The sequence below is a fragment of the Shewanella decolorationis genome, assembly GCF_004354305.1.
Lineage (GTDB): Bacteria > Pseudomonadota > Gammaproteobacteria > Enterobacterales > Shewanellaceae > Shewanella > Shewanella decolorationis.
Window position 1 is genome coordinate 2,338,568 of the sequence record NZ_CP037898.1, and the last position, 25,207, is coordinate 2,363,774.

Here is a 25,207-nt window from a genome sequence, read left to right on the forward strand (position 1 = left end):
GACAAAAGGTTAAACTTTTGAAAGGTTAATCTGTATAATGCGGCCTGCAATCGTTTGCAGGCCGTTTTTGTATATGCAGTACTGTTAAGAGGAAATAAAGACCTCAATGATCCGAGTCGCAATCAATGGTTATGGTCGTATTGGCCGCTCAATCCTTCGTGCTTTATACGAGTCTGGAAAACGTCAGCAAATACAAATTGTCGCGATCAATGAGTTAGCTAAGCCTGAAGCCATTGTCCATTTGACCCAGTACGATACTACCCACGGTCAGTTTCAGCCCAAAGTCAAATTAGTCGATGATCTGATGCTGATCGGCGATGACGTCATCAAAATTCTCCATGAACCGGATCCCGCTAAGCTGCCTTGGCGTGAGATGGACATCGACATCGTCTATGAAGCGACAGGCGCCATCTTAGATCGCAACAGCTGCGAGGCCCATATCCACGCAGGCGCCAAACAGGTCTTAATCAGTCATCCTTCTTCTGCCGATGTTGACGGCACTATCGTTTACGGTGTGAATCAAGACTTACTGCGCGCCGAGCATACAGTGGTTTCTAATGCTTCTTGTACGACCAACTGTATCGTGCCCGTGATCGATGTTCTGGATAAACACTTTGGTGTGAAAAGCGGCGCGATTACCACTATCCATTCTGCGATGAACGATCAGCAAGTGATTGATGCCTATCATGATGACTTACGTCGCACCCGAGCTGCGGGTCAGTCCATCATCCCTGTCGACACTAAACTTGCCCGCGGTATCGAGCGCATTCTGCCGCACATGAAAGACAAGTTTGAGGCGATTTCGGTGCGCGTTCCCACGATTAACGTTACTGCTATCGATCTTTCGGTAACATTAGATAAAACAGTGGATATTGCGACCGTCAATCAAGTGCTAGAATTGGCCGCCAATGGACGATTTAACGGTATCTTAGGCTATACTGATGAGCCGCTCGTATCCTGTGATTTTAACCATGATCCGCGCTCAAGTATTGTCGATGGCACCCAGACGCGGGTGAGCGCTGGGCAGTTGGTTAAACTGTTGCTGTGGTGCGATAACGAGTGGGGCTTTGCAAATCGCATGCTAGATACCAGTTTGGCGATGATTGCAGCTAAACAAAGCTGAAGATAAGAATTTATACCAATGGGTTAAGCCGAGTGGCCAATTCGACGGGATGTCGAGTGCCGAGTAGCTATCTAAGCTAACCAATTGATGCAAAAACCAGTTTGTTTTTTTGATTATAAAAGGAAGCGTTACCATGGCAATTATCAATATGTCAGATTTAGATCTCCAAGGTAAGCGAGTGCTTATTCGTGAAGATCTCAATGTGCCAGTCAGCAACGGCGTCGTCACCAGTGATGCACGTCTGCGCGCCTCTCTTCCCACTATCGAATTAGCCCTTGCCAAAGGTGCTGCGGTAATGGTGATGTCTCACTTAGGTCGTCCAACCGAAGGTGAATACAACAGCGAATTCTCCATGCAACCTGTGGTCGATTACTTGGCCAAAGCTCTGTCTTGCCCTGTGCGCTTAGCGACCGACTATTTAGACGGCGTTGAAGTGGCGGTAGGCGAAGTGGTTGTGTTTGAAAACGTTCGCTTTAACAAAGGCGAGAAGAAAAACGACGAAGCCCTGTCAAAGAAAATGGCGGCCTTATGTGATGTGTATGTGATGGATGCCTTCGGCACCGCTCACCGTGCAGAAGCCTCAACCAATGGTGTTGGCTTACACGCTCCTATCGCCTGTGCTGGCCCATTATTAGCACAAGAATTAGAAGCGTTAGGCAAAGCCTTAGACAACCCTGCGCGCCCATTAGTGGCCATCGTTGGTGGTTCTAAAGTGTCGACTAAGCTGACCGTATTAGAAAGCTTATCTGGCATCGTTGACCAATTAGTTGTGGGTGGCGGTATCGCCAACACCTTTATCGCTGCGGCGGGCCATAATGTAGGTAAGTCACTGTATGAGGCTGATTTAATCGATGAAGCTAAGCGCTTAGTGGCGAATGCCCAAAGCCGCGGTGGCGACATTCCTGTGCCTACCGATGTGGTTGTTGCGGGTGAGTTTAGCCCAACGGCCGCAGCGACCTTAAAAGCGGTCAATGAAGTGGGCGATAGCGACATGATTTTCGACATCGGCCCCGACAGCGCCGAAGCCTTAGCGAAAATCATCGAGTCTGCTGGCACTATCGTATGGAACGGCCCTGTGGGCGTGTTCGAGTTCGACCAATTCGGTGAAGGTACTAAGCGTATCGCACAAGCTATCGCTGATTCTAAAGCCTTCTCTATCGCGGGCGGTGGTGACACCTTAGCGGCGGTCGACAAGTATGATATCGCCGATAAAGTCTCTTACATTTCTACTGGCGGTGGCGCTTTCCTGGAGTTTTTAGAAGGTAAAGAGTTACCGGCTGTAGCTATGCTAAAACAACGCGGTGCCTAATATTGATTTAGGTATTGCACCATCGCGGCAGGGCGCCGCGATGGCACAAAAACAAGATAAAAAATTATAAAAAAACCGCTCTTTCTCTAAAGGGATTTACACATCACTAGAGCGATTGAGCATAAAAATCCATCCAAACGATAGCGACCTCGGTGACCTAACGTTGATGTGACCGTCACCCTATTATTGGAGTTAAAAAATGGCGTTAATTTCCCTACGACAACTACTCGATCACGCGGCAGAACATGGATACGGTGTGCCAGCGTTCAACGTAAACAACCTTGAGCAAATGCGTGCCATCATGCAGGCCGCAGAAGCTACAGACAGCCCTGTTATCGTGCAAGCCTCAGCGGGTGCACGTAAATATGCGCGTCCACAATTCTTAAAATACCTGATGACGGCTGCACTTGAGCAGTATCCCGATATCCCGGTCTGTATTCACCAAGACCATGGTACCGATCCTGATATCTGCCAGCGTTCTATCCAATTAGGTATGTCATCAGTCATGATGGACGGTTCATTAATGGCCGACGGTAAAACCCCAGCTTCTTACGAATACAACGTCGATGTAACTCGTAGAACCGTTGCTTTCGCCCACGCTTGTGGTGTGTCTGTAGAGGGTGAAATCGGTTGTTTAGGCAGCTTAGAAACCGGTACTGCTGGTGAAGAAGACGGTGTGGGTGCTGAAGGCGTATTAAGCCACGACCAACTGCTGACCAGCCCAGAAGAAGCGGCACGCTTCGTTGCTGATACCCATGTTGACGCGCTGGCGATTGCGATTGGTACTAGCCACGGTGCATACAAGTTCAGCCGTAAACCAACTGGCGATGTACTGCGTATCGACCGCATCAAAGAAATCCATGCCCGCATTCCTAACACTCACTTAGTAATGCACGGTTCTTCTTCAGTGCCTCAAGAATGGTTACAGATCATCAACCAATATGGTGGTCAAATTCCTGAAACTTACGGCGTGCCATTAGAAGAAATCGTTGAAGGTATCAAACACGGCGTGCGTAAAGTGAACATCGATACCGACCTACGTTTAGCGTCTACCGGTGCGGTACGTAAATACTTGGCCGAACACCCAAGCGAGTTCGACCCACGTAAGTTCCTTAAAGCCTCTATGGAAGCGATGGCAGACATCTGTACTGTTCGCTACGAAGCCTTTGGTTGCGCGGGTCAAGCTTCTAAGATTAAGCCTTTGTCTTTACAAGCAATGTACAAAGCTTATCAGTCAGGCGCATTAGATCCTAAGATCAACCTGTAAGCCTTACATTACTTTTCAAAGCCCGCAGTTAGCGGGCTTTTTTATTGAATTTTAATAAGTTAGCGACTTTTAATTGGAACCTGAATGTATTTGTTGTTGAGACTTATATTGGCTTTTTGTTTTATAAGTTAAATGAATTTTGGGGTTATATGTGATTTTGATCGAGTCAATTGGATTGCCAATGGTCGAAAAATCTTCACAATAGCCGAGCTACATTATCGATTTGTTGAATGGAACATCTGGAGAAGCACTGTTGTCCTCATTTTTTGGGTTTCTGTTACTGTTAAGCATCTTGGTTTTTTGTGTTTATCTGGTCAAACTCGCGATAACTTACCAAGCAAAGCTGAAGTCATTTCAGGCTGAACTTACTCAGGCTAATCAAATAATACAATCGCTTAGGCAACAACGTGAATCTGAACAGCGCACCTTCGGACAACTGTTTGCTGAAATAACAAAAAATGTTACTTGGTTAGCGCCATATATTGCGAACGTAAAGACCCATACCGATGAGATGAATGCCTTATTGCAGCGTATCAACCAACTTCTCGACAGTACAAAGCAGTGGAATGAGTCATCTCGCCAGATGTTGTCCTCGCCATTTTTGTTGCAACCTTGGCTAAAAAACCAATTAAGTTTCGAGAAGGCAAAAAGCCAACAACCTTTACCCATTCATATTAGTGAAATCCCCGAACTGCTGGTTCAAACCCATCTCGAACTGTTAGAAAAAGTCTTCAGCAAGTTTTGTCAGGACGTCAGGCAATCAACAGGTATATCAGGCTATGTGCTTGAGATAGAGTCACAGCAAGGGCTTCGCTTAACCTTAACGGATAACGTCGAGGCTACGCGGGAAGAATGTGCCGATGCTAGTTACCTGTTGTTAAAAAAGCGGGTGGAAGAAAATGGGGGGGAACTCTGTTGCCTTCATAGTTCACAATCAATAGCGCAATATACGCTTAACTTACCTGCGACAGTCTCTGAATTACCGCAATTTACGCCAGATTTTAGATATCTACAGCATCATGTTGCTGATGAGACCAAAGCTAAAGTGTTGATCGTCGAGAGCGAACCAGAGTTTATGGATTGGCTTTATTACCATTTAGCTGCTGATTTTCGACTCACGCTTTGCCAAACATGGCAAGGAGCGCAATATGAGTTAGATGAACAGGGCGCAGAATTAATCCTATGTGATACCCAATTAAGTGATGGTGATGCGGCCAGTTGGTTATCAACACTCAAACATCAGCCTGAATATGCCGCCATTCCCTTTGTGATGTTAACTGCGGTTGATGATCCGCAGCAACGTTTACAGGCATGGCAGTGTTATGCCGATGATTATGTCAGCAAAAACAGCGATCCCGCATTATTGGTTGTGAGGTTAAATGCTTTAATTGAAAATAGGCGACTTGTGCAGCAGCAAATGTTATCGCTTTCCTTAGCCACAAATTCTGCGCAAGCATCCTCTTCAACACCTGTGCTAAGCACAACAGAAAGCCTCGATGAACAATTCGCTAAACGTTTAAGATGGGTGATTGATCAGCACATTACCACACAGGAATTGACGGTTGAGTTTGTTGCACAGCAGTTTCATACCAGTAGCCGTTCATTGCAGCGGCGCGTACAAAGCGTATTTGGCTTGTCATATTCCCAATATTTAAAGCAAACCCAATTACAAATCGCTAAGGATGCTTTAGTCGCAGGGCACAGCGTTAAAGAAGCCGCCTACTATGCAGGTTTTACCAGTCAAAATTACTTTGGCCGCGTCTTTAGGGCTGAATATGGGGTAACGCCCAGCCAATTTAAAAAGGATGCCAGTACTAAACCGCCAAACTTGGCCTAAGTTTTTTTAATTGCATGGCTTCACCTAAGAGGCGATCAATAACTTGTCGATCGCTTTCTTCAGAGAGGTGTTGAACACAAAAAGTGCTGATAGCAAGTGAGGTCAGTTGCTTGGCTTTATCTGCTAGTTGCTGCGCGAGTTGATTGGCATCCTCTAACCGATAGCCGGGTAAAATAATAATAAAAATATCGCCAATATAACGAGTTAATATGGCATTACTGGGTAAGTGATGATTGAGGATATGGCTTAACTGTTTTAGGCGCATATCGCCAATGGTATAGCCGTGAACTTCATTCACTTTACGAAAGCTGACAATATCCAAGGCAACAATAGAAAGGGGCGTTAACTGATGGCGACTTTCAATAATCTGTTGTTTAAGTCGGCAATATAATGCATGGCGATTATGGCAGCCCGTTAATGAATCGGTATTGGCGATTCTTTCCATTTCTTCGAGCAGTTGCTCTTTTTCGGTGACATCGGACAGCATGATCACACTGCCAATCGCCATGGCGGCGTTTTTTCCCATGAGTGAACGCTGTACTTGGACTCTTTTACCATCCTCTAATCTGATCACCTTAGTTTGGTTATCAGCCACCAGTAATGGGTCAATAAAACTACTTAATGGTTGACCTATTTTCCCCGTCGATAGTGTTGGCAAGAAGATTTTTGCCTTTGGGTTATAGTCAATTAAGCGCGATTGCTCATCAATCACGATATAACCTTGTTCAACTTGGTGAAATATTTGATCCCGTGCAATGGGGGTGAGTTTAATTAAGTCATAACGAAACACACTTATCGCAAAGGCGATAGTACAAAAAAATAAACCAAAAGGACTCATATCAAGGCCGTAGGGAGTATTGCCAATAAGCGTCCAAATATAGTTCAGCCAAGTTAAGGTAATGCCGACCAGAATGAGTAAAATCTGTGGCCTTAATACTGGATGTGTATTTTGCATGCAGCGGATAAAAATAATCACACTCACGATAACGGCCAAATGAATATAGAGCGAATACGCTAAGTACAGCCATCCTAAATGATTGGTCGTGACACTGATGTTATCCACTTTTTCTAGCCCGACAATATTAAAGCCTAGCCCATGCAAATCATTGGTTAATTGGCCTAATAGCACTATGGCACTGATCGAAAGCAAACTACTCACTAACCATAAAGGTGGCGAGGTTCGGGTCTGATAACTCACCGCAAACAAGACTACACAAGTAGGAATAAAGCAGGCACCTACAAATTCAATATTGAGCCAAAATTTAATTGAATCTAGCTCATGACTTGTCAGTTCAAAAGCATAACCAAAGGCTTGAATGGCGTAAGCCAGCAGCAGCCCAATAAACCAAATCGTGACCGCTTGGTAACGGATTTTAAGTGTCGCCCCTGCAAGGATGAGGCATAGTGCGGAGATAAGGAATAATAACCAACTGAAAACCGTAAAATCAGCAAACATGCAAACGCCTTTTCACTAAGCCACCTCTCAACATTAATCACGGGCAGCTAACTAGCGCATATGCGCTAAGTATCTATTCTTCTACAAAACGTGGCTATCTTAACGTTATTGATACAAGAAAGAAATAAGCCTAAAACAAAAGGCTGACACCTAAACCGCATTATTCATTCGCACTTTTACGCCAACTATTCGGACTTATACGCCAAGGTGATTGCGTTCAATCCCCTACTGAGTTCACATACAAGTACTTTATTTTTCAGTCGTTAATCTGTTATCGCTTAAGACAACTATCTCAATATTCAATGGGCACAATGGGCTGTTGAGTATCACGATAGCGCTGAGTGGACTTTGGCTTGGCAATAACAGATAAAGCAGAAAAGGGAATAACCGTGATTCGAGCGAAAAAACCAATTACACAGGCATTTTTAATAGCCTTGTTTGCCATGCTCTGTGGCGTACTTTCTGGTTGTGGCGGAGATGACGCAGGGGCTAATCCTTCACCAGAGCAACCGGATAATGGTGGTGGCGTTACTCGGGTCACCATCAGTTCGGTCGCCTCAGAGGGCGGCTCGATATTGCCCGCACAGCTTGAACTCAACAAAGGCGGTTCAGCCAGCTTTGCTATTAGCGCCAATCCTGGCTATTCCATCGACCAGATCACTGGCTGTAATGGTGAGCTGAAAACCGCAATGAGTTTGAACTATGCAGGCCACAGCGACTGGCGGGTACCCAGTTAGATACTCTGGTGCAATACTCGGAAGGTCGAGCCCCCTTAGCACACCCCAATGGTGAGTATTCAGGCCATACCGATGGCTGTTGCCTTGGCCACAACTACCAAAGGCCGACCATTAATACCTGTGCTTTTCCAAATATGCCAGAGTCGAGTGATTCTAGTTATTGGTCGTCTTCGCCCTATGCTAGTGATAGTAGCATTGGGTGGTTCATCCACTTCGGTGTTGGTGGCATCGACCGCAATTATAAGAACGGTTTTGAGTTGAGCTACATTAACGTCCGTTTGGTGCGTGTTGGACAGTGATTGGCTTTGGCCGTGCGTCTTTGTAGCGCATTTTAAGGGGGAAAAAGGCAGAGTTGATGCGGATGCTGCGAGTGAAACTAACAATACAGCTTGGATTGGTTATCGAAATGATAGTGATTGACTTATTGGCCATTTAAATTACAGAAGCGTTTCAGTTTGTAATGTCAAATACGAAAAAATTAGTCTAAAAATAGAGGTGTAAATATATGAGTCAAACAGCTAAACAGGATTTTTTGAAAACGTTTAAACAATATTCTTTACTTTTAATCGCGCTTTTTTACATTATTTTTTGTGTGATTTTGATGTCGTTTGCCAACCACAATACTGATTTTTTCCGGTCTGTTTGGGGTGTGTTTTTTGAGTTCTATGAGAGTGCCTTTGGTGGTGCTAGTGATGATTTTTTTATGTTCGTTTATGGTGTTGCACATTTTGTCATTTTTAGTCCGGTTGCGGCATTATTAATAGGTTTGCCATCCTACATCATTCTTCGACTTATGTCTCGTCAGCCCCGTAATCTCATTTTACCTCCTATCATAATGTCATTATTAGGGATGGTTTTATTTGTAATATTAAATATTACAATTGATTAATAATATATCTATACCCTTCCTACTTGACGCTGCAGCGGTGTTGGCTACGTTCGTTCACCCCAATCACATAGTGTATCTATGCTCATGGGGATTCACTCACTTGCCGCCTACCTGCAACTCCAAGTAGTTTGAGTATACATTGATATTTGGGGGGGAAGATACGTTAAATGGCTGGAGTAGTAATGGTTATTACAGGCTATTCCCACAAAGACCAATGGTCTATAAGTGGGAAACTAATGGCGCATTTTAGTGTGTAAAAATAAGAGTAGGCACGGATGCAGCAATTGAAGCAAACAAAAAGGCTTGGGTTAGTTCTGCTGGGTATAGGGTTATTCGGCGCTGTGGTTTACGCGCTGAGCATGCTAGAGCGTGGTGCGGTAATAGTGGGGGATAGTGATTCACTATCTCCCATGCCAGTGCCTTATTATTTAAACCTTAAAGAGGGCGAGTACGCCCGTCTCATCCCTCGGGCGCAGAAACAGTATGCGCTGGCACTGTGCCAAGGTGAAGACTATTGGCCCTTGCCTTATCTCGCTTACGATAACCAGTTATTGCAAGAAGTGCTGCAAAATCAAAATGAGTTTTCACAGCAGCACTATCTTAAAAGTCGCCTTGCATTACTGAACGAACGCTTTCGTTTTAAGCAGGAGCGGCCTTTTTTACGTGGCGAGTTGCAAACGCTATTGCAAAGCAGCACTGCAGAGCAAAGCATCACCTTCAGTGCTTGGCTGAAAAACCGGATGGCAAAACAGCTTGAGCAGTTTCAGCAGTTGGATCATCAGCTAAAAGCGAGTCAACCTTGGTGGCCGTGGGCCGATTGGCCAAGCGATAATCACTGCTTGCAATGGGCGAAGCGGATGCAAAACGATGACTCTCTCTCGCAAGTGCCGATTTACCTTACCGACAATGGTGGTGGCAAAGGCATTGTCATTGATGACTTTTTTGCTTTGTTGTTAGAGCATCAAATCGATCAATACCTTGCGCGCGGTGATGTGCAAAGTGCCGCCAAGGTGTGGCCGCAGGTGATCCGATTTGAACTTCTCGATGCCCGCATATGGCAAGACAACATCATTGCGCATATTGATGAGTATTTGGGCTTTATTACGCTGTTTGGTTTAGATAAAACCGAGGCCGTGGCATACGCCGAAGCGCAGTTGCAGCAAATCGACGATATTGATTACTACCCTGACGATAAAGCCATTATGCAGCGCAGCCTAGCCTACTTACAGCAGAATGCGCGTGAATCACAGCCAGTGCCAATTTCTGTCAAAAATCAACATCGCTTGCGCTGTTATCAAGGTAAAGCGCCTTGCCTAACACTATGGCAGTTGTATGAACAAGGATAATTAGAATTATGAGGTTTATACCAATTGATTGAATGTACTTAGCATGGTTAAGTTATTTATAAATAATATTAATCAAAGAGGCATGAGGGAAATACAGATTAAGTAAAAAATTTTATCTTAAAGTTTTTGCATATATTGGGTCTATGGCTGATGCACTGTTTAATTTACGTCATTATTTTATAGGGTGTTATAAATTATCTTGTGATTAACAATATTCAGTCTGCTTACAGGAATTTAATGTTTATCATGTTTTTGTTTTTTTAATCTATTTTGGTGTGTGTTTGGTTTTTTGTAGTGTTCTATGTTAAACGATAAAGTCTTTAGTAGCTTTAAAATGTAAATGGAGAAAAGTAAATTGAAAATTTTTAAAAAGATAGCTTTGGTAGTTCTCGTGCTATATGCGGCAGGACTATCATTTGTGAATTATCTAATGTATGTCGAGGATGAAAAAGGGTGGGTTAACTTAAGGGAGTTAAATTCGAACTTAGCTACTGTAAAAGACCAATTCAAAAAATATAATATTAATATGGGATATTTTGGTGAAGCTAAAGGTGATGATTCAATAAGGTTTTCCAAGCTTGAATTAAGTCATAATAAAGCAAGTTTAGAGTTGGAGCAGGTTCTGATCACGGGAGTTGGTTCTACACAACTTCAGTTAGAGGCTCGTTATAACTATTTTGTTGCCAAAGAAAATATATTAAATGGGAATTTTGAGGCCATTATCGATTTATCTCGCAATAACGATAAGTTAGCTATGGCAGATATAAAGTTTAAGCTAAGGTCTAGTGGTGTAGAACGAGCCAAAGGTTCTTTGGTTTTAGATTATTCACAGACAAAAGATTCAGATGTTGATAATTTATTTAGTAAAGCTATTGTTAAAGAGTTTAGGTTGAAGCTTGATGATAATAGTTTGCTTTCCGCTCAGGCTAAAGCAACAAAGGATTTTTTGAGTTATGCTAAGCCTGAAATGAAAATTAATGAAAAAGAACTAATGTCTCATGTCACTAATACATATTTAAATAATGCTTATATTGCGCTTAATGAGTTAGGGTATACGCTAAATAATAATGATGGTGAGCAAATTAAAAAGTCGCTAGAGGATGAAAGTTTGAATCTCTTTGTATCCTACAAAAGTAAAGATAGTTTAACACTAAAACAGTTATACGAGAAAATTAGGTCAAACAAAAGTCCTGTAATAATTGGAGTCCTCTAGCGGAGTCCATCTTGAGATAGAGTTGTAGCATTTTCGCTACAACTTTATTCTTTTTCATGATGTTGGCATATTACATTGAGGCATAATAAGTGCTTTATTGTTACAAACCTTCGTACTGATAAATGTGATTATTGCGATAATAAGGGTGTGGTTTAAATCTATTTGATTGGCAGTGATCGTATGCAGAGGTCGTTCTATCTGTGTGCGCTTGTTGGACGACTCCTTAGGGGATCGTGTTGTTGCTATTTCCGCCTTTTTATCATGTGGTTAAGATGAGTAACGACATCGTACGGATTTTGCTTTGCATCAATGTCTGCTAACTTGTTGCAAAGTTACGCTGAAATCTTAACGCCCTAGGAGATCCGATGAACTGGAACCCCGATGATTACTTAGCCGCATGGTACTTTGCGGCGCGTGCCCATGCTGGGCAAACCTTTAAAGGCCAACGGCCTGATGAGCGCTTGCCTTATTGTGTGCATTTAGGCGCGGTGGCAATGGAGGTGATACATGCACTTAAATCGCGCCCCGATCTTGATGGCCGTTTAGCACTGCAAGTGGCGCTGCTGCATGATGTGATTGAAGATACTTCAACCCGTTATCAGCAAGTGGAAGAAGCGTTTGGGGAGCAAGTGGCGCAAGGCGTGTTGGCACTGAGCAAAAATAAGCAGGTAGGCGATAAGGCAGCGCAAATGGCCGATTCACTGGCGAGGATACAACAGCAGCCAGATGAAATATGGCTGGTGAAGCTGTGCGATCGCATCACCAATTTATCGCCACCGCCACACCACTGGGACCGTGAAAAAATTGCTGCCTATCGCGATGAAGCGCAGCGAATTTTGGATGCCTTGGGCCGTGCCGATGCAGGCGCTGCGCAGCGATTAAACGCACGCATTGCCGATTACGCGGCGTTTTGTTCACCGCAAGCTGAGTAGCAGTAAGCTTATGGAGTGAAAAGCGCATGAGCCAACTCTCGCTAAGTGAAGCGACACACAGAAATATTCAGGCGTTAGACCAAGCGCAAAGGGCTTCGCTGCTGCCTATTGTGCAGCAGGTACTGCACTATCGCGATTTAGTGGCTCGCCAAGGTTGGTTAGTACTGGAAATGGCGCATCAACCCTTTGTCGAACCGGTTTTGAGCCAAGCTGCACAAAGTTATTGTGACAAAGTGATCGAACTTTTGCTGTGGGGGCATGATGCCAGCGCAGTGGCGCAAGTATGCCAGAGAGGGTTGTTGAATCAGCCTTTTTCGGCGTTTGAACAACTGGCGCTGCTGTTGTTTAGCGATGGTATGCTGGCACTGAGCGAGGGCAGGCCACGTGATTATCTGCGCGACATCATGCTCGCGTCACTCGGTTTTGAATGGCAAGCGGCTTTGGAAGAGGCAGAGCAGGCGCGCGAAAGAGAGTATCCGCTTGCACCATTAGTCTGGCAGCCATTCACTGACGCTCAGCTACAACAAGAGTTAGAGAACCACGTGCCCGGCGATCAAACCCCGTGGCGCGCCGCTTTTTTGTTCGCCCATTTAAGCGATGCACAGTTACAAGCGTTACTGCGTGAAGCTCAGACCAGCGACTGGATTAATCTGCTGTGGCTGGTGCAAAGTGAACCATTATGGCAACGGTTGGCGGATAACATTACGCAGCGGACTCAACGCCATTTTTATGAAAGCTATCAACATCATTGGCAAGGTGTCAGACGCAGCCAACCGCTGGCGGCGTATTGGCGAGAGGCGTATCAATCATTCACCAATCTCTATCAGTTGCTGCATGTGCAGCTCGGTGATGAGCTATTCGCGCGCTTACTGGGTGATCTGCCCAAAACCGAGAATAGAGTCCCTTATGACAGCTAGCTCAATGAAAATCAAAGGTCTCCCTCAATGTTTTGGCTGCCTACTCCTATTACTTGCCATGAGTAGTTCTGCTTATGCTGCCCACGAAAGCACTAACCCACTGGATAAAAACTCCGCATCTTTTCAACAGGCCTACGCACTATTGCAGCAAAATGGCGCGTCGCTGGATTTGGAGCTGTTTGAAAAACATCCAGTGGAATATCAAGCGTATTTGCTCGGCAGTTACAGTGCGCTGGCGCAGCATTACCCGTTAGCGATTGAATGGTTTAATCGAGCCTATGCGGATGTAGATAAACTGAACGAGTTCAGTCAGCAGAGCTTGCTCTATCAGTTAGGATACAGCTATGCGCAGCTTGGTGAGTTGGCTGAGAGTGAAACTTGGTATCGCCGTGCGATAGCCAAAGGCAGTGCCGATGCGTGTGTTAACTTAGGTGCGAGTTATGAGCAGCGCCAGCAATATCAACAAGCCGAGGCTCAGTATTTAAGCTGTCTTCCTGACAACGAAAGTGCCTTGCTTTACCTTAATCTCGGTACGCTTTATTACAATGGGTTAGTTAAGCAAAATAAAAACTTAGGCGGCCGTTATTGGCAGTTATCCGCTAAGCTCGATCCCTACGATAGCGATATTCAATATAACCTAGGTGTTTACTACCTCAATACCGAGCGCGATCTAGACAAAGCCCGCTATTACTTTAGCCAATGCAGTTGGCAAGAAAGCGAATGTACCAGCGTGTTATCGCATCCCTTGCTGATTGGCCGCAGCGCCGAACAAGCGCATTGGCAAGCATTACGCCAAGGCAGTGTGGTCGAACAGCGTCATCTTTTAGAGGACAGAGCCAAGCATTTGTTACCTGTGCCTGTGTATTTTGAGGATGAAACGGCAGAGATTATGCTGCAAGTGCAATTGAACGATAAAGAGTGGCAGAAGATCACCGCCACGGCTCAAAGCCGAGAGCAGTTAGAAAAAGCCTGCACTTGGTTAAATCGACTGATTTGGGTCGATACCTTTTCGGGGGCGAATGCACAAACCTATTTGCAGCTGAATCGTGGTACGTTAACGTTACCCTTGGAATGGAAATATCAGGGCTTACGTTATCAAGTCCTCGAGCAAAGCGGACAGTGGCAGTGTTCTGCGTATCCCCTTAAATCTAATGAGTAATTGGTATTAATATCAAGAGAGCTGCAAATAATTGTGGTGTTGTTTTTAGATCTTGAGTTTCGATAAAGACATATGATTTTTACTCATTCTGTTAAGGTTTAATGATGGCGAGATTCCATGGCATATTTTGAAACTGCTTATGTGGATTTGGTGATACTCAATGTATTTATGAATGCCTTGGCTTTAATAGAAAAATCGATGAATTTTTATTTTTCAATCGTAAATGTTAGTATTGCGCAGATTTTTAGGGGATTAAACGGAACAGGAACGGATAAACATGAAGAAAGTACTGACCGCGGCATTGTTGATGACTGCGCCATTTATGGCGAATGCTGGAGCCGATTTTGTTAAGGGCGACAAGACATTCGCAGGTGAAGCAGAGCTAGGGGCAACCTTAACCACAGGCAACACTGATACCTCATCTTACAAAGGTCGCTTAAACTTCAAGCATGAATTAGGTGACTGGGAAAACCAGTATCTTTTAGAAGGTTTATATAAAGAAGATACGGGTGAGGTCACGGCTAAACGTTATTTAGCGGGTGCCCAGGGTAACTATAGAATGAATGACCGCAGTTACTTGTTTGCCAATGCTAATTACGAAGTCGACCCTTTTACCGGTTATGACTACACAGTATCAGGCGCGGCGGGTTATGGTCACAGACTCTATGACACCAGTAAGACCTTCCTGGATGTGGAAATCGGTCCCGGTTACATCTATCAACGCCTCGATTCAGAGCAAGCCCTGTTAGAAGGTACTGATTCGAATGACAGCGTGGTTGCCCACGGCGTGATCAACTTCGAAACTGAAATCACTGAAACCTCAAAATTCCAGCAACGTTTTGTGGCCGACTATGGTGATAAGTTGGATGCACGCTCAGAAACTTCGCTCACGGCGAATATTATTGGCGCTTTGGCAATGAAATTTGCCATTATTGTGCGTTACAACAGTGAGCCTTTAGATGATAAAAAGAGCACAGATACTGAAACAAATATGACCTTGCTCTATTCGTTCTAATCAATGTGATTGATATCAATAAAAAAGCACCGAGAGGTGCTTTTTTATTGACTGTTTTTGGACTAACTTGAAACAAAGTTAGTTAATTCTTTATTAGTTGTGCCTGTAGTTATACAAAAATTAATGTTGTAAGTACCTTTGGTTATCGGGAAATGCATAGAAAGTTGCGATTTATCAAAATTTACAGAACGAGAGCTATGGTAATTTGCGATCTTCTTTCCCTTGCAGAGATCAACTTTGATGAAATTACAGCGGTGGTTTAAGAACGGTGGAGTAGGATTGTTTAGCCTATTCTGCATTGCAATATTGAGCGGATTCTCACCAGCAGTTTGGGCTATGACCGAAGGAACAGAACGGCTCGATTTAACCGCTGCAGCAGTGGGGTATCTTGCCATTTGTGTCTTCGTACTTGCCTATATTTTGGTGATGGCCGAAGAGGCGCTGCACCTGCGTAAATCCAAACCCGTATTGGTCGCAGCCGGCATTATTTGGGGCATGATAGGCTTTGTGTATGTGCAACATGGCATGTCCGAGGTCTCTGAGGCGGCTTTTAAGCACAATTTACTGGAATACGCCGAGTTATTACTCTTCCTATTAGTGGCGATGACGTATATCAATGCCATGGAGGAACGTAATTTATTCGATGCGATTCGCGGTTGGCTCGTGGGACGCGGTTTTAGTTTGCGGACCGTATTCTGGCTAACGGGATTTATGGCCTTCTTTATTTCGCCAGTGGCCGATAACTTAACCACAGCATTATTGATGTGTGCCGTAGTGATGAAGGTCGGCGCGGGGCAGCGCAAATTTATTACGCTGGCGTGTATCAACATTGTGGTTGCGGCGAATGCGGGCGGTGCTTTTAGTCCCTTTGGTGATATCACCACCTTAATGGTGTGGCAAAAGGGTTTAGTGCACTTTGCCGACTTCTTCCATCTGTTTATTCCTGCTTTGGTCAACTTTGTCTTGCCTGCGGCTATTATGAGTGTGTTTATCCCACGTTATGTGCCTGAGCCAGAAAAAGAGCAGGTGTACACTAAACCCGGTGCTAAACGTATCGTAGCGTTATTCCTGTTGACCATTGCGACGGCGGTGTGTGCTCACTCCTTCTTCGGCATGCCACCAGTGCTTGGGATGATGACAGGGTTGGGCTTCCTGCAATTCTTCGGTTATTACCTGCGTAAAACTTTCAATCGTTCAGTTGCCCGTGAACGTGCTAAGGCGGAGTTGCGTCAAGATCAACAACGTCTTCAGCAGCTTGGTAGCGTAGTGCCCTTCGATGTATTTAGCCGTATCTCCCGTGCTGAATGGGATACCCTGCTGTTCTTCTACGGTGTGGTGTTATGTGTGGGTGGCCTAGGCTTTATGGGCTATTTAAGTTTGGTTTCAGAGGCGATGTATTCCCATTGGGATGCGACCTATGCCAACGTGGCTATCGGTCTATTGTCTTCGGTCGTCGATAATATTCCGGTGATGTTTGCTGTGTTGACTATGAATCCCGAGATGGCACTTGGTCAATGGCTATTGGTGACGTTGACTGCGGGCGTCGGCGGAAGTTTATTGTCGATTGGAAGTGCTGCAGGGGTGGCATTAATGGGGCAGGCAAGGGGGATTTATACCTTTGGCGCCCACTTACGTTGGACACCTGTCATTGCATTGGGCTACGTGGCGAGTATTTTAGTCCATATGTGGTTAAATGCAGCAATGTTCTAGAAACAAATGAAACGCAGTGTATCTTTGTGTTTTTTAGCATTTAATTTTTTATTGATGCAATTCACAGATTATTAATCTGCTAAAGCGAGATGCTTCTGGATCACTGCGTCATTTAAGTTCAAATTGTATACTCGGCTCCAAGTTAAATGGTGAGAGGAGCCGAGATGCAAATTGGTGATTGTTGGTTTGATGCGCATGAACATTTGTTAGTTGATGCTTCTGGCTGTCGCTGGATATTGAGTGTCGATGAGTTTCAAGTGTTGAGTGTATTGGCTAAGAATCAAGGGAAGGTGGTTTCCCGCTTCGAATTAATTCAGTTATTGTCGTCCTATGATAAAGACTCACTTCGGTGTGATGATCAGCTTGATGATGTGATTAAGCGTATACGCTCTATATTAGGGAAAAAACCTTATTCTCTACTTGATACCGTGAGAGGAGAAGGATTTATTTTGTACCCTTCGCAAACATCAATGAGATATAAATTGCTTAGCTCTCCAACATCCCAAATAAATACGTTACAGTTTTTGTTTATCATTCTTGTCAGCCTAATGACTTTGTATGGGATTAATATGCATATATCTCATCCCACAGTAATAGCGCCTAATTATCGACAGCAGATCATGATGCACAATGGCTCGTCTTCAGAGATAAAGTTCTACACTGGTCAGCACTACGAAGCGAATATGAAATTATTCGTCAAGCAAATGATTGGTCAAATGGAGGCTTGCGCTGTTTCTCCTTGGCAGTCAATTGCAGCCAATGTGTCAACAGACCGAAAATTGATCAGCTTCATTTTGCGAAATAATCGGGAGAATGGGCTGAAATTTCAGACGGTAAAATTAATGTCAGATAATTTTATAGCAGATACCTCGCAGCCAGATTGGCTCATTTTATCGGGGATTTGTAGCTAAAATGAACAATACCATTCTGGCATTGGGCCGCTTTAAGCCGTGGCAACTTTTGCTTATCTTCGTCAGCGGAGTTGGAATATTAGTCTTCGGATATACGGCGAGTTTTAGCCATAAAAGTTTGAACTTAAACTGCCTGGCTCAGCTGTATCAACCGCCTTTTTGGGATGCCACCTCGTCTTCATTGCATCATTCCTTATCACTTACAGTAGAAGTGCAGGACAAAAAAGTGAATTTAAATTATCGTTACGGCAGTAATGATAAGGAGCTTGCGTCCATTAATTACTCTGGCGTAGTTAAAAATTTTGATATTGGCTCAATGGCTTATCAATTTGATTTGGCTCAGGCAAACGTCCAAATGGATCTGCTACAGATAGAGATCCCCGACCCCATTCGAGATGATGTTCAACGTTCAAGGGAGGCATTAATGGCGCTGGGGACAATGAGCTTTAATATGCAGATAGTGGATATTAATCGTCTCGATGACTATACCCTAATTAAATTTACCCCCAGTGGTAATTTATGGGCATGCAGTAGTCGCTAATAACAATATAGGCATCCAACTCCTCCTTGAAGTGGATGCCTATCTATTGGGACGCGATGAAAGGGATTACAACGGAGCGACAGGGACTAATGCCAGTTCATTATTGGCTTTCGTGCCATAGATCTGAATCGCGACTTTAATTTGGGACACTGCGCCACTCGGATCCTTTGACTGCCAATCTAGTCCTGCTATTTCAAACTGGTATTGACCATTTTTTACCTCAGTCAACTTACCACTGCACTCACCTTTGCTCTGGCAGCGATAGTTTTGGGTAACATGCCAACGCTTCCATGCCTTGGCATTTGACGAAGATTTACTCTTGTCAGGAAAGCCAAAGTAATAGATATCATAGCTTGTCGCCTCGGTAATGGATGCTTTGTTCGCATCCGTCAGCGAAAAGTTTAATGTACCAGTCTTAGGATCAAACTGCTCTACGGTCAGATTAATCTGAGTTGCGTCATTGATACTGACGCTGGTTTCCACTGGCGGCGGTGGTGGCGGAGGAGTGATTTCCTCTGATTTATCATCACTACCACAGCCGACTAGTGCGAGCGTACCTAGAGTTAATATCAGTAATGGGGATTTCATCACTGCCTCCTTAATTAAAGTGTCCTGTGTGGCAAGTGGTACATTCCATATCGGTTTTTACACTGGCGGCCGAACCTAAGGTGCCTGTGCTGCCGTGGCACACTTGGCAATCTTGCGCTTCAAGTGAAGGTTTACTACCCGGTAATGCCCCAATAATCTCCCCTTGATAGGCACGATTTAGCAGTTCGACTAAGTGATACGTCATAGAAGCAGATAGGCGATAGCAGCGCTCACCTTTCTTGGCGAATGGCAGTCCTGAGGCCCGAGACCAGTTACTGATTGAGGAGTGGCACAATACGCTCATCGCCTTTGATGAACTGCCTACAAGCGCTGTTTTTTCCGCGGTTGAACCTATGCCAGCAATAAATTCTGGGGAAGAAAGTGGCAAAGTGGTGTTTTCGTAATAACGGAATGCATTTGCAATTACGGCGTTATTTTGGCCATTGATATCATCTAAGATATTGACCAGCATACCGATAGCATTGAGGTTGCCGCACAGAGTTCCTTGGCCTGTAACCCCTGCAAAACCATAGCCTGCCAATGCGGTTGGGATGGACTTAAACTTATCGGCATCGGCACTCGTTGATTGCGCTAGCTTAGTGACAACTGAGTGAAAGACTTGATGCATACAACCACCACCTGTCTCGTAGGCGAGTTTGGCCGTTGCCATTGGATCGAGTGGTACGTATTTTAGTTTTTCACCGAGTGCTAATTGATATTGGCCGTCGGCATTGGTCGCCGCAAATGCTGACGTACCCATTAAGGTTGCGCCCGCTGCAGCTGTGCTAATTCCGATAATACGAGTTAATGCTTGGCGTCGATTAATGCTCATCATGAATATCCTCTTGAGTAATTGCTTTTATTTATCAATCATTAACCATTGGTTGATGGCATCATTCTATGAAGCACAAATATAAATAGTGTGATTTGTCGCAGGGGATATTTCGCTGTGATGAAGCAAGGTAAGCAGGGGGACATCAATCGCTTTAGTTGATTACTGTAACTTGGTTATCTTATTTTTATCGATTTCAATCTGTGGGGGAGCACATTATTTGTGATATTTATGTAAATTTATGCGGATTTGCTAGCAAACAAAGCCGTCACAAAGGTCATTTATTGCTGTGAGCTAACGCAGATTTTTGTTTTATGCTCATCTACTTGCGGGGGAAGCTCACGAAAATTAATTATTTAGTACCTTGGGTTAACGGGATCACAGTAATCATTAGATGCCTTGCATAGACTTAATTCGATGATTTATGGGTTGGAGTTTTTTATGCAAGTGGGGAGCTGTTGGTTTGACCGGGAGCGTGGCTTACTCGTCGAACAGGCTCGAAATGAATCTTGGCACCTTCCCCGTGCCGAGTTGCAAGTGTTGAGCCTATTGGTTGAACATCAAGGTAAACTGGTCTCCAAGCATGAGCTTAAGACTGGCGATGGAGAGCACCCGCCGCTCACCGATACTTCATTAGCGCGGGCGGTATTTATGATCCGCTCTTTCCTTGGGCCACAATATGAAGGGTTGATTGAAACCGTCAAGGGGCAAGGCTACCTACTGCATAGCACTCAGGGACAGCGGCTAAAAAGTTTTCATTACCATAGATTGCAGTCATTACCTTGGTGGAGTGCGCTATTAGTCTTTGGTTTTATGCTTGCTATTTCAGGCTTTTATTTAAGCCGCATCGACCATAGCGTACCAACTGAACCTCTTCTATCCACTGAGTTGCCATTAGCCTCGGGTCAGCATATTCGATTGCATCTGTATGCTAATTCTAAAACTAATAATACTTTGTTGTTTGAATTAGGCGACCGTTTGGGCCAAGGATTAAGTCGTTGTGGACAGAGTGATTGGTCAGAGGTTTACTCTTCACTTTCCCATGATAAACAGGTGCTTAATATTACTCTGCGTGGGCACAAACTCGGACAGTCTGTTATTCGCAATTTGAAGATTAGCGATTTTAGGCGGCCAAAAACATTTATTGATGAAAACTGGCTACAGGAGATTGGGATCTGTGGCTAAATGGCTTAAGTGGACGATAAATCTCACCATTCTCACGGCACTGATTGTGGCCTGCGGTGTGATTTACCTGCAATCCGTCTCTAACAAGGCGGTGATCTTAAATTGCAGTTCCGAGCTTTTTGACCGTCACGTTCAACGTGTGGATGATGGGAAATACTACCTTTTAGTTGACGTATTGATCTCGGCGGGTAATGCGCAAATCAATTACCGCTACTTTAATCTTGATGGCTCAAGTGCGGGCGCGATCCTGATGCAGGGTGAGGTCAAAAGCATGGAGCTCAATCGCATGACCTACAATGTGTCGGTCAAAACCAAGACGGAATCCGAAGATATCGACAAAAAGTCTTGGCCCGAGCATATGAAATACCTTTCCTACATTAGCAGCTTACATTTTAGTGAATCGGGTAGGCACAATCTCAGTATTGAGGTGCTCGATAGCGACGCGAACCAAGATTATGCGGTTGTCTTATTCCAACCGAGTAATACTGTTTGTGGCTGCCGAATCGTCAATAGTCGAATTTAATCAGTGAATTTGCTGCGCTTTCGGTTTAGATTATCTTTTCCGTGGTGTTAATGCCGACTCTTCCATCTCAATCATAAGGTTGTTGTGTTTAAGATACGTGTCAAACAAGAAGAATCCCTGTCGATTAAGTTCAGCCATCAGATGGAAAAGGGCGATAATCGTCAGCTCGATCTCTATTTCTTTTTACCAAAGGAAATGGGCATAGGCGCGCATACCTTAAACGAAGAAGAGTATTACCACAGCGCGATTGTGGGACGCCGCTCCTACTACTCCGAAGGGCTACATTTGCCGCTGGTGCAGGGGCGATTCGCCAGTATGAATCGTCGCACTGTGGAAGAATTTCGGTTGTACTTAAACCTGTTTGCTTATCAGTTTGCTGTCGCGGTTGAAAACGATGTCAAAGAGCTCAATCGCATCGCCGATGTAGAGCACTTTTATCTTGCGCTTGATGAGCTGTGCGAGCAGGTGACGCAACTGCTGAAAAAGTTTCGCCGTAATGAGCCGGGCGATCCTAAATGGAAATCCTACTTTGAAAACGCCGATAACTATCTCTCCTGGTTTTGCGAGCAGCAACTGTTAAAAGTGCTCGCCCACGCCACTCGCACCAGTGATTTTGCTGACATCCAAGAACGGGTATTGACCCTGTGCCGCAACGAATGCGCCTACCGCGACGCCAACAACTATAACTCGGCACAAACTAAGCAAGATCCCAATCGGATTTCGAATAAAATGCTGTTATTACGGCGTTTAATTCAGCAAGGTGTGGTGCTCAAAGAAGAGTTAAAACCCTTGGGCATCGGCCTTAAAAAGTTCACGACTGGGCTGGCGACCGCCCTGGTGATGTTGGTGGTGTCGGCGCTGATCATCGAAGCTCAGGGGGTCTTTAGTGGCTTTACCATAGCGTTGGTGCTGACGCTGGCGGTGATTTATGGTTTTCGTGAAATTTTTAAGGACGATGTACGTAATGCCCTGTGGCGCTATATTCAACGGGGAAGACCGCGCTGGAGCCGCATTTTGAGGGATACGACCAATCAGTCTGTCATTGCTAAGCAATTGGTGTGGCTTGAATTTATGCGACCTCAGGATTTGCCTGATAAGGTCAACGAAATCTTAAAACAACGGCATAGCCAGAATAAGGTCGATGCCGAAATCCTGCATTACAAGATTGCTACTCGGGTAAACCACGGTGAGTTTCAAGCGGGATACTCGACGATACAAGAGCAAGTCAACTTTAGTTTTGTACCTTTTGCCCGCTATTTAGAGCGGGGCAAGGCCAAGATTTATAAAGAACTTGAAGGCAAGATCAGTCACGAGTCGGTCGAGCGCCGTTATCAAGTCAATCTGATTTTAGTGCTGCGTGATGGCCGCGAAGAGCCGGAGTATGCGCGCTACAAAATCACCATGAACCGTTCGGCCATTATCGAGATCACCCAAAGTAAGTTGCCTGATTCCTTTAATCCGCCCGCTAAGGCTGATGACGTGTAAAGGCCTGACCGATATTTTGATCATTATTCTGTTTTGCCCGTTTGAGTGCCACCTCAGCATTGCTGAGGTATTGCTCTAAGCTTTGTCCTTCCTGATAGCTTGCAATCCCCATGCTGATCCCTTCACCTAGGCCATTACTATTCAGCTTTTCAATGGTATTGAGTGCGAAGTGATGCGCCGTTGTGGCATCGGTATCAGGCAGTAACAGCAGTAGTTTACCGAGTTGCCAGTGAAGGATTTGATAATGGGTTGGAATTTCTAACAACAGCTGTACTTCCACTTCCTGTTGACGCGTTTCGAGTTGGTCAATATCACTCATATGGCTGAGCAAGCCTTCTGGGTTGATATCCATCACTAATAAGCTTGAGTGGTTGCGGCTTTGGGGCGATAGCGAAGCAAAATAGCGTTCTAAATCGGATAGGTGCTGCAAAATAGTACTGCGGTGTGGCACAAAGTTGCGGGGTTCTGCTCCCCTTTGGCTGTCAGCGGCTTGCTCTAAAGTGCAAATGATGTAATCAATTTCACCATCGGCAGCAACATGGCCCTTTAGCGTGGCCTGCAAACAATTCGAATGGCGAGGATTCGGTGAACAAAGTATTTGCCCCTGCCACTGGCCTTGCATGCTGATTTGGGCTGTGATCCGCTGCCATTGGTTCCCCAGATCGTTAGCGAGCAGTGAGGCTAAATCATGGTTTAAATCACCATTAAGTTGCATCAGCTGATCGAACACCGGATTGATTTTTATCAACTTACCATTAGCGTCAGTTAATGCTGTTGCCACAGTGGTGTCGCAGAGTAGGTCACTTAAGAAGGCCTGATTCTGATAATCGAGCATGGTGCTGATATCTTCAAGGGATACAAGCAAATGAGGCAAACCACGACCCAATCGCGGTGCTTGTTGCACTTTTACTCTTAGGGTCGAACCCATCTCATTATCAAGTGACAAATCCTTGCTCCATTCGCCCTCGCGATAGACTTGTTCAAGCATTTGCGCCGAGGTGAGGTCGTCAAGATTAAGTGTTCGCTGTAGGCTACGGTCAGTCAGTTCATCGAGTGGGACTTGTGTGGCTTCTGCGGCCTTAGTGTTGGCACTGATAATACGAGCCTGTTCGTTGGCTAAGATAAAGCCTAAATTGTTATTAAATAATGTATTTGCCACATCGATACTGTATTGGCGCGAACGATGTTGCAGGCGATACATGTGGCTCAGCAGGATAACCCAGGCGGCCAGAAGTGTTAGGATTAACGACGCAATAATCACAATATTCTGCCACTGGGAAAATTTCGAGGCGATATCATCGTTACGGATATAGGAGAGTAAAAAGTACTCGCGGCGCAATTCTGGCTGATTGGTGAGCTCGACTTTGAGGTACACGAAGGTGGCATCTTCACCGTGGAATTGGCCAAAGTTGCTCATCGACATTTCCCGCCACAGTGCCGGATAGCTCTGACGTAAACTGGCACCTAAGGTGTCTGGAATATGGGATAATGGCGCCAGATCACTCACACCTGCATAGAGCAAGCCTTGGGTATCCAGCACTAGCATCGGCGATTTATTGCTTGAAAATGCAGGTTTTATTGCTTCTAGCATCTGCACAATCGAGTTGTAGGTAATCAAATAACCTAGCGAGCTTTGATCGGGTTTCTCAAGCCATGCCATTTGATACATATAGGGTTCGAGCATGCCATTGAGGGGGACAAACTCTAAGGACGAAGTAAAGACTTCTTTGCCACCTAAATTTCGGCTAGAACCTAACAGTGCGGCAGGAAGCGCATCCTGACTAAAATTTGAAGGTGTCGCAAACTTATAATTACCTTGAGGATCGAACAGGGCAATACCGAGGAGTTCGGGAATATGTTGCACCAACTCCTGCCAACTTTCCTGTAATTTTTGCTGAGATGAGGCAGTTGGATTTTTGAGGTACTGTTTGAGTAATTCGTCTTTGGCAAATAGCTGAGTGCGAAACTGCTGAAAGGTGACCTTATCGGTAATGAGCGTACCTATGGTCTGCAATTCGCTATACCTTTGGGTTGCCCATTCTTCTTGTAACCTATGTTCACCTAAGGTAATTATTAAATTAGTTAAAATAATCATGCCTATCACTAACATTGATAACTGACTCGCGACAGCCAGCATGCGTTGGTGCGACCAATGCAGTCCTTGGGATAATGAAAGTAATGTCGCGAGTGGGTGTAGGCTTGGTTTTTTCTTCAGCATGGGCCGATTTTGAG

Annotated in this window: 24 protein-coding genes; 20 read left to right on the forward strand and 4 right to left on the reverse strand. The window is 44.8% G+C overall.

Annotated features, from left to right (window positions below; translation table 11 throughout):
* The first annotated feature begins 106 nt into the window (after positions 1-106).
* The 4 genes from epd (at position 107) to EYR25_RS10665 (ending at position 5,536) form a co-directional block, all read left to right on the forward strand.
* Positions 107-1,123, forward strand: coding sequence for an erythrose-4-phosphate dehydrogenase (gene epd / locus EYR25_RS10650; protein WP_133179987.1), 1,017 nt, complete (start codon positions 107-109; stop codon positions 1,121-1,123).
* Between the two features lie 133 nt (positions 1,124-1,256).
* The gene (locus tag EYR25_RS10655) at positions 1,257-2,432 is read left to right on the forward strand and encodes a phosphoglycerate kinase (RefSeq protein WP_011718153.1); all 1,176 of its coding nucleotides are present in this window, start codon (positions 1,257-1,259) and stop codon (positions 2,430-2,432) included.
* Between the two features lie 199 nt (positions 2,433-2,631).
* A complete protein-coding gene (gene fba / locus EYR25_RS10660) occupies positions 2,632-3,699 on the forward strand; it encodes a class II fructose-bisphosphate aldolase (protein ID WP_011621571.1) in 1,068 nt (355 codons plus the stop codon).
* Between the two features lie 253 nt (positions 3,700-3,952).
* On the forward strand, positions 3,953-5,536 hold the full coding sequence (locus tag EYR25_RS10665) for a response regulator transcription factor (RefSeq protein ID WP_243729953.1): 1,584 nt from the start codon (positions 3,953-3,955) through the stop codon (positions 5,534-5,536).
* Here the strand turns inward: EYR25_RS10665 and EYR25_RS10670 are convergent.
* Entirely contained in the window at positions 5,514-6,992 is a 1,479-nt protein-coding gene (locus tag EYR25_RS10670) for a histidine kinase N-terminal 7TM domain-containing diguanylate cyclase (RefSeq protein WP_133179992.1), read from the reverse strand. The two genes, EYR25_RS10665 and EYR25_RS10670, sit on opposite strands and share 23 nt — an antisense overlap.
* Before the next feature lie 389 nt (positions 6,993-7,381).
* Between EYR25_RS10670 and EYR25_RS10675 the strand changes: the two genes are divergently transcribed.
* The 13 genes from EYR25_RS10675 (at position 7,382) to EYR25_RS10735 (ending at position 18,362) form a co-directional block, all read left to right on the forward strand.
* Complete coding sequence (locus EYR25_RS10675) at positions 7,382-7,729, forward strand: hypothetical protein (protein ID WP_243729954.1); 348 nt, start codon at positions 7,382-7,384, stop codon at positions 7,727-7,729.
* A gap of 8 nt (positions 7,730-7,737) precedes the next feature.
* A complete protein-coding gene (locus tag EYR25_RS10680) occupies positions 7,738-8,028 on the forward strand; it encodes a hypothetical protein (RefSeq protein ID WP_165953489.1) in 291 nt (96 codons plus the stop codon).
* Positions 8,029-8,234: 206 nt separating this feature from the next.
* Positions 8,235-8,618 carry a hypothetical protein gene (locus EYR25_RS10685; RefSeq protein WP_023266618.1) on the forward strand — a complete coding sequence of 128 codons (384 nt, stop codon included), beginning with the start codon at positions 8,235-8,237 and terminating at the stop codon, positions 8,616-8,618.
* A 284-nt stretch (positions 8,619-8,902) separates the two neighbouring features.
* Entirely contained in the window at positions 8,903-9,964 is a 1,062-nt protein-coding gene (locus EYR25_RS10690; protein ID WP_133179994.1) for a hypothetical protein, read from the forward strand.
* A 355-nt stretch (positions 9,965-10,319) separates the two neighbouring features.
* Complete coding sequence (locus EYR25_RS10695; protein WP_133179996.1) at positions 10,320-11,177, forward strand: hypothetical protein; 858 nt, start codon at positions 10,320-10,322, stop codon at positions 11,175-11,177.
* Between the two features lie 365 nt (positions 11,178-11,542).
* Positions 11,543-12,109 (forward strand): HD domain-containing protein, encoded by a 567-nt coding sequence (locus EYR25_RS10700; protein WP_133179998.1) that lies wholly within the window; start codon positions 11,543-11,545, stop codon positions 12,107-12,109.
* A 26-nt stretch (positions 12,110-12,135) separates the two neighbouring features.
* Positions 12,136-13,026, forward strand: a complete 891-nt coding sequence (locus EYR25_RS10705; RefSeq protein ID WP_133180000.1) for a hypothetical protein — start codon at positions 12,136-12,138, stop codon at positions 13,024-13,026.
* Entirely contained in the window at positions 13,016-14,185 is a 1,170-nt protein-coding gene (locus tag EYR25_RS10710) for a tetratricopeptide repeat protein (RefSeq protein ID WP_243729955.1), read from the forward strand. Before EYR25_RS10705 ends, EYR25_RS10710 begins: the two co-directional genes overlap by 11 nt.
* A 117-nt stretch (positions 14,186-14,302) precedes the next feature.
* Positions 14,303-14,536: a hypothetical protein gene (locus EYR25_RS10715; RefSeq protein ID WP_023266612.1), complete on the forward strand. Its 234-nt coding sequence runs from the start codon at positions 14,303-14,305 to the stop codon at positions 14,534-14,536.
* Positions 14,463-15,200 carry a DUF481 domain-containing protein gene (locus EYR25_RS10720; protein WP_039977835.1) on the forward strand — a complete coding sequence of 246 codons (738 nt, stop codon included), beginning with the start codon at positions 14,463-14,465 and terminating at the stop codon, positions 15,198-15,200. Before EYR25_RS10715 ends, EYR25_RS10720 begins: the two co-directional genes overlap by 74 nt.
* A gap of 240 nt (positions 15,201-15,440) precedes the next feature.
* Positions 15,441-16,910, forward strand: a complete 1,470-nt coding sequence (nhaD, locus tag EYR25_RS10725; protein WP_133180002.1) for a sodium:proton antiporter NhaD — start codon at positions 15,441-15,443, stop codon at positions 16,908-16,910.
* A 164-nt stretch (positions 16,911-17,074) separates the two neighbouring features.
* Positions 17,075-17,821 carry a winged helix-turn-helix domain-containing protein gene (locus EYR25_RS10730; protein WP_133180004.1) on the forward strand — a complete coding sequence of 249 codons (747 nt, stop codon included), beginning with the start codon at positions 17,075-17,077 and terminating at the stop codon, positions 17,819-17,821.
* 1 nt (position 17,822) lies between these two features.
* On the forward strand, positions 17,823-18,362 hold the full coding sequence (locus EYR25_RS10735) for a hypothetical protein (protein WP_133180006.1): 540 nt from the start codon (positions 17,823-17,825) through the stop codon (positions 18,360-18,362).
* A 66-nt stretch (positions 18,363-18,428) separates the two neighbouring features.
* On the opposite strand, the gene EYR25_RS10740 is transcribed toward EYR25_RS10735, so the two are convergent.
* On the reverse strand, positions 18,429-18,950 hold the full coding sequence (locus EYR25_RS10740) for a hypothetical protein (protein ID WP_023266607.1): 522 nt from the start codon (positions 18,948-18,950) through the stop codon (positions 18,429-18,431).
* 10 nt (positions 18,951-18,960) lie between these two features.
* Complete coding sequence (locus EYR25_RS10745) at positions 18,961-19,782, reverse strand: cytochrome c3 family protein (protein WP_165953490.1); 822 nt, start codon at positions 19,780-19,782, stop codon at positions 18,961-18,963.
* A gap of 441 nt (positions 19,783-20,223) precedes the next feature.
* Here EYR25_RS10745 and EYR25_RS10750 point away from each other — a divergent pair, with 441 nt between their 5' ends.
* The 3 genes from EYR25_RS10750 to EYR25_RS10760 all read left to right on the forward strand — a co-directional run bounded on the left by EYR25_RS10750 (position 20,224) and on the right by EYR25_RS10760 (position 22,975).
* A complete protein-coding gene (locus tag EYR25_RS10750) occupies positions 20,224-20,967 on the forward strand; it encodes a winged helix-turn-helix domain-containing protein (RefSeq protein ID WP_039977829.1) in 744 nt (247 codons plus the stop codon).
* The gene (locus EYR25_RS10755; RefSeq protein ID WP_133180010.1) at positions 20,960-21,490 is read left to right on the forward strand and encodes a hypothetical protein; all 531 of its coding nucleotides are present in this window, start codon (positions 20,960-20,962) and stop codon (positions 21,488-21,490) included. Before EYR25_RS10750 ends, EYR25_RS10755 begins: the two co-directional genes overlap by 8 nt.
* A gap of 84 nt (positions 21,491-21,574) precedes the next feature.
* Complete coding sequence (locus tag EYR25_RS10760; protein ID WP_023266603.1) at positions 21,575-22,975, forward strand: hypothetical protein; 1,401 nt, start codon at positions 21,575-21,577, stop codon at positions 22,973-22,975.
* On the opposite strand, the gene EYR25_RS10765 is transcribed toward EYR25_RS10760, so the two are convergent.
* Positions 22,956-25,193, reverse strand: a complete 2,238-nt coding sequence (locus tag EYR25_RS10765; protein ID WP_133180012.1) for a PAS domain-containing protein — start codon at positions 25,191-25,193, stop codon at positions 22,956-22,958. The genes EYR25_RS10760 and EYR25_RS10765 overlap by 20 nt on opposite strands.
* Positions 25,194-25,207 lie beyond the last annotated feature (14 nt).

Coding starts and splice junctions, on each gene's coding strand:
- epd (WP_133179987.1), top strand. CDS start 107: ATGATCCGAGTCGCAATCAATGGTTATGGTCGTATTGGCCGCTCAATC.
- EYR25_RS10655 (WP_011718153.1), top strand. CDS start 1,257: ATGGCAATTATCAATATGTCAGATTTAGATCTCCAAGGTAAGCGAGTG.
- fba (WP_011621571.1), top strand. CDS start 2,632: ATGGCGTTAATTTCCCTACGACAACTACTCGATCACGCGGCAGAACAT.
- EYR25_RS10670 (WP_133179992.1), bottom strand. CDS start 6,992: ATGTTTGCTGATTTTACGGTTTTCAGTTGGTTATTATTCCTTATCTCC.
- EYR25_RS10685 (WP_023266618.1), top strand. CDS start 8,235: ATGAGTCAAACAGCTAAACAGGATTTTTTGAAAACGTTTAAACAATAT.
- EYR25_RS10700 (WP_133179998.1), top strand. CDS start 11,543: ATGAACTGGAACCCCGATGATTACTTAGCCGCATGGTACTTTGCGGCG.
- EYR25_RS10705 (WP_133180000.1), top strand. CDS start 12,136: ATGAGCCAACTCTCGCTAAGTGAAGCGACACACAGAAATATTCAGGCG.
- EYR25_RS10710 (WP_243729955.1), top strand. CDS start 13,016: ATGACAGCTAGCTCAATGAAAATCAAAGGTCTCCCTCAATGTTTTGGC.
- EYR25_RS10715 (WP_023266612.1), top strand. CDS start 14,303: ATGGCATATTTTGAAACTGCTTATGTGGATTTGGTGATACTCAATGTA.
- EYR25_RS10720 (WP_039977835.1), top strand. CDS start 14,463: ATGAAGAAAGTACTGACCGCGGCATTGTTGATGACTGCGCCATTTATG.
- nhaD (WP_133180002.1), top strand. CDS start 15,441: ATGAAATTACAGCGGTGGTTTAAGAACGGTGGAGTAGGATTGTTTAGC.
- EYR25_RS10730 (WP_133180004.1), top strand. CDS start 17,075: ATGCAAATTGGTGATTGTTGGTTTGATGCGCATGAACATTTGTTAGTT.
- EYR25_RS10735 (WP_133180006.1), top strand. CDS start 17,823: ATGAACAATACCATTCTGGCATTGGGCCGCTTTAAGCCGTGGCAACTT.
- EYR25_RS10740 (WP_023266607.1), bottom strand. CDS start 18,950: ATGAAATCCCCATTACTGATATTAACTCTAGGTACGCTCGCACTAGTC.
- EYR25_RS10745 (WP_165953490.1), bottom strand. CDS start 19,782: ATGAGCATTAATCGACGCCAAGCATTAACTCGTATTATCGGAATTAGC.
- EYR25_RS10750 (WP_039977829.1), top strand. CDS start 20,224: ATGCAAGTGGGGAGCTGTTGGTTTGACCGGGAGCGTGGCTTACTCGTC.
- EYR25_RS10765 (WP_133180012.1), bottom strand. CDS start 25,193: ATGCTGAAGAAAAAACCAAGCCTACACCCACTCGCGACATTACTTTCA.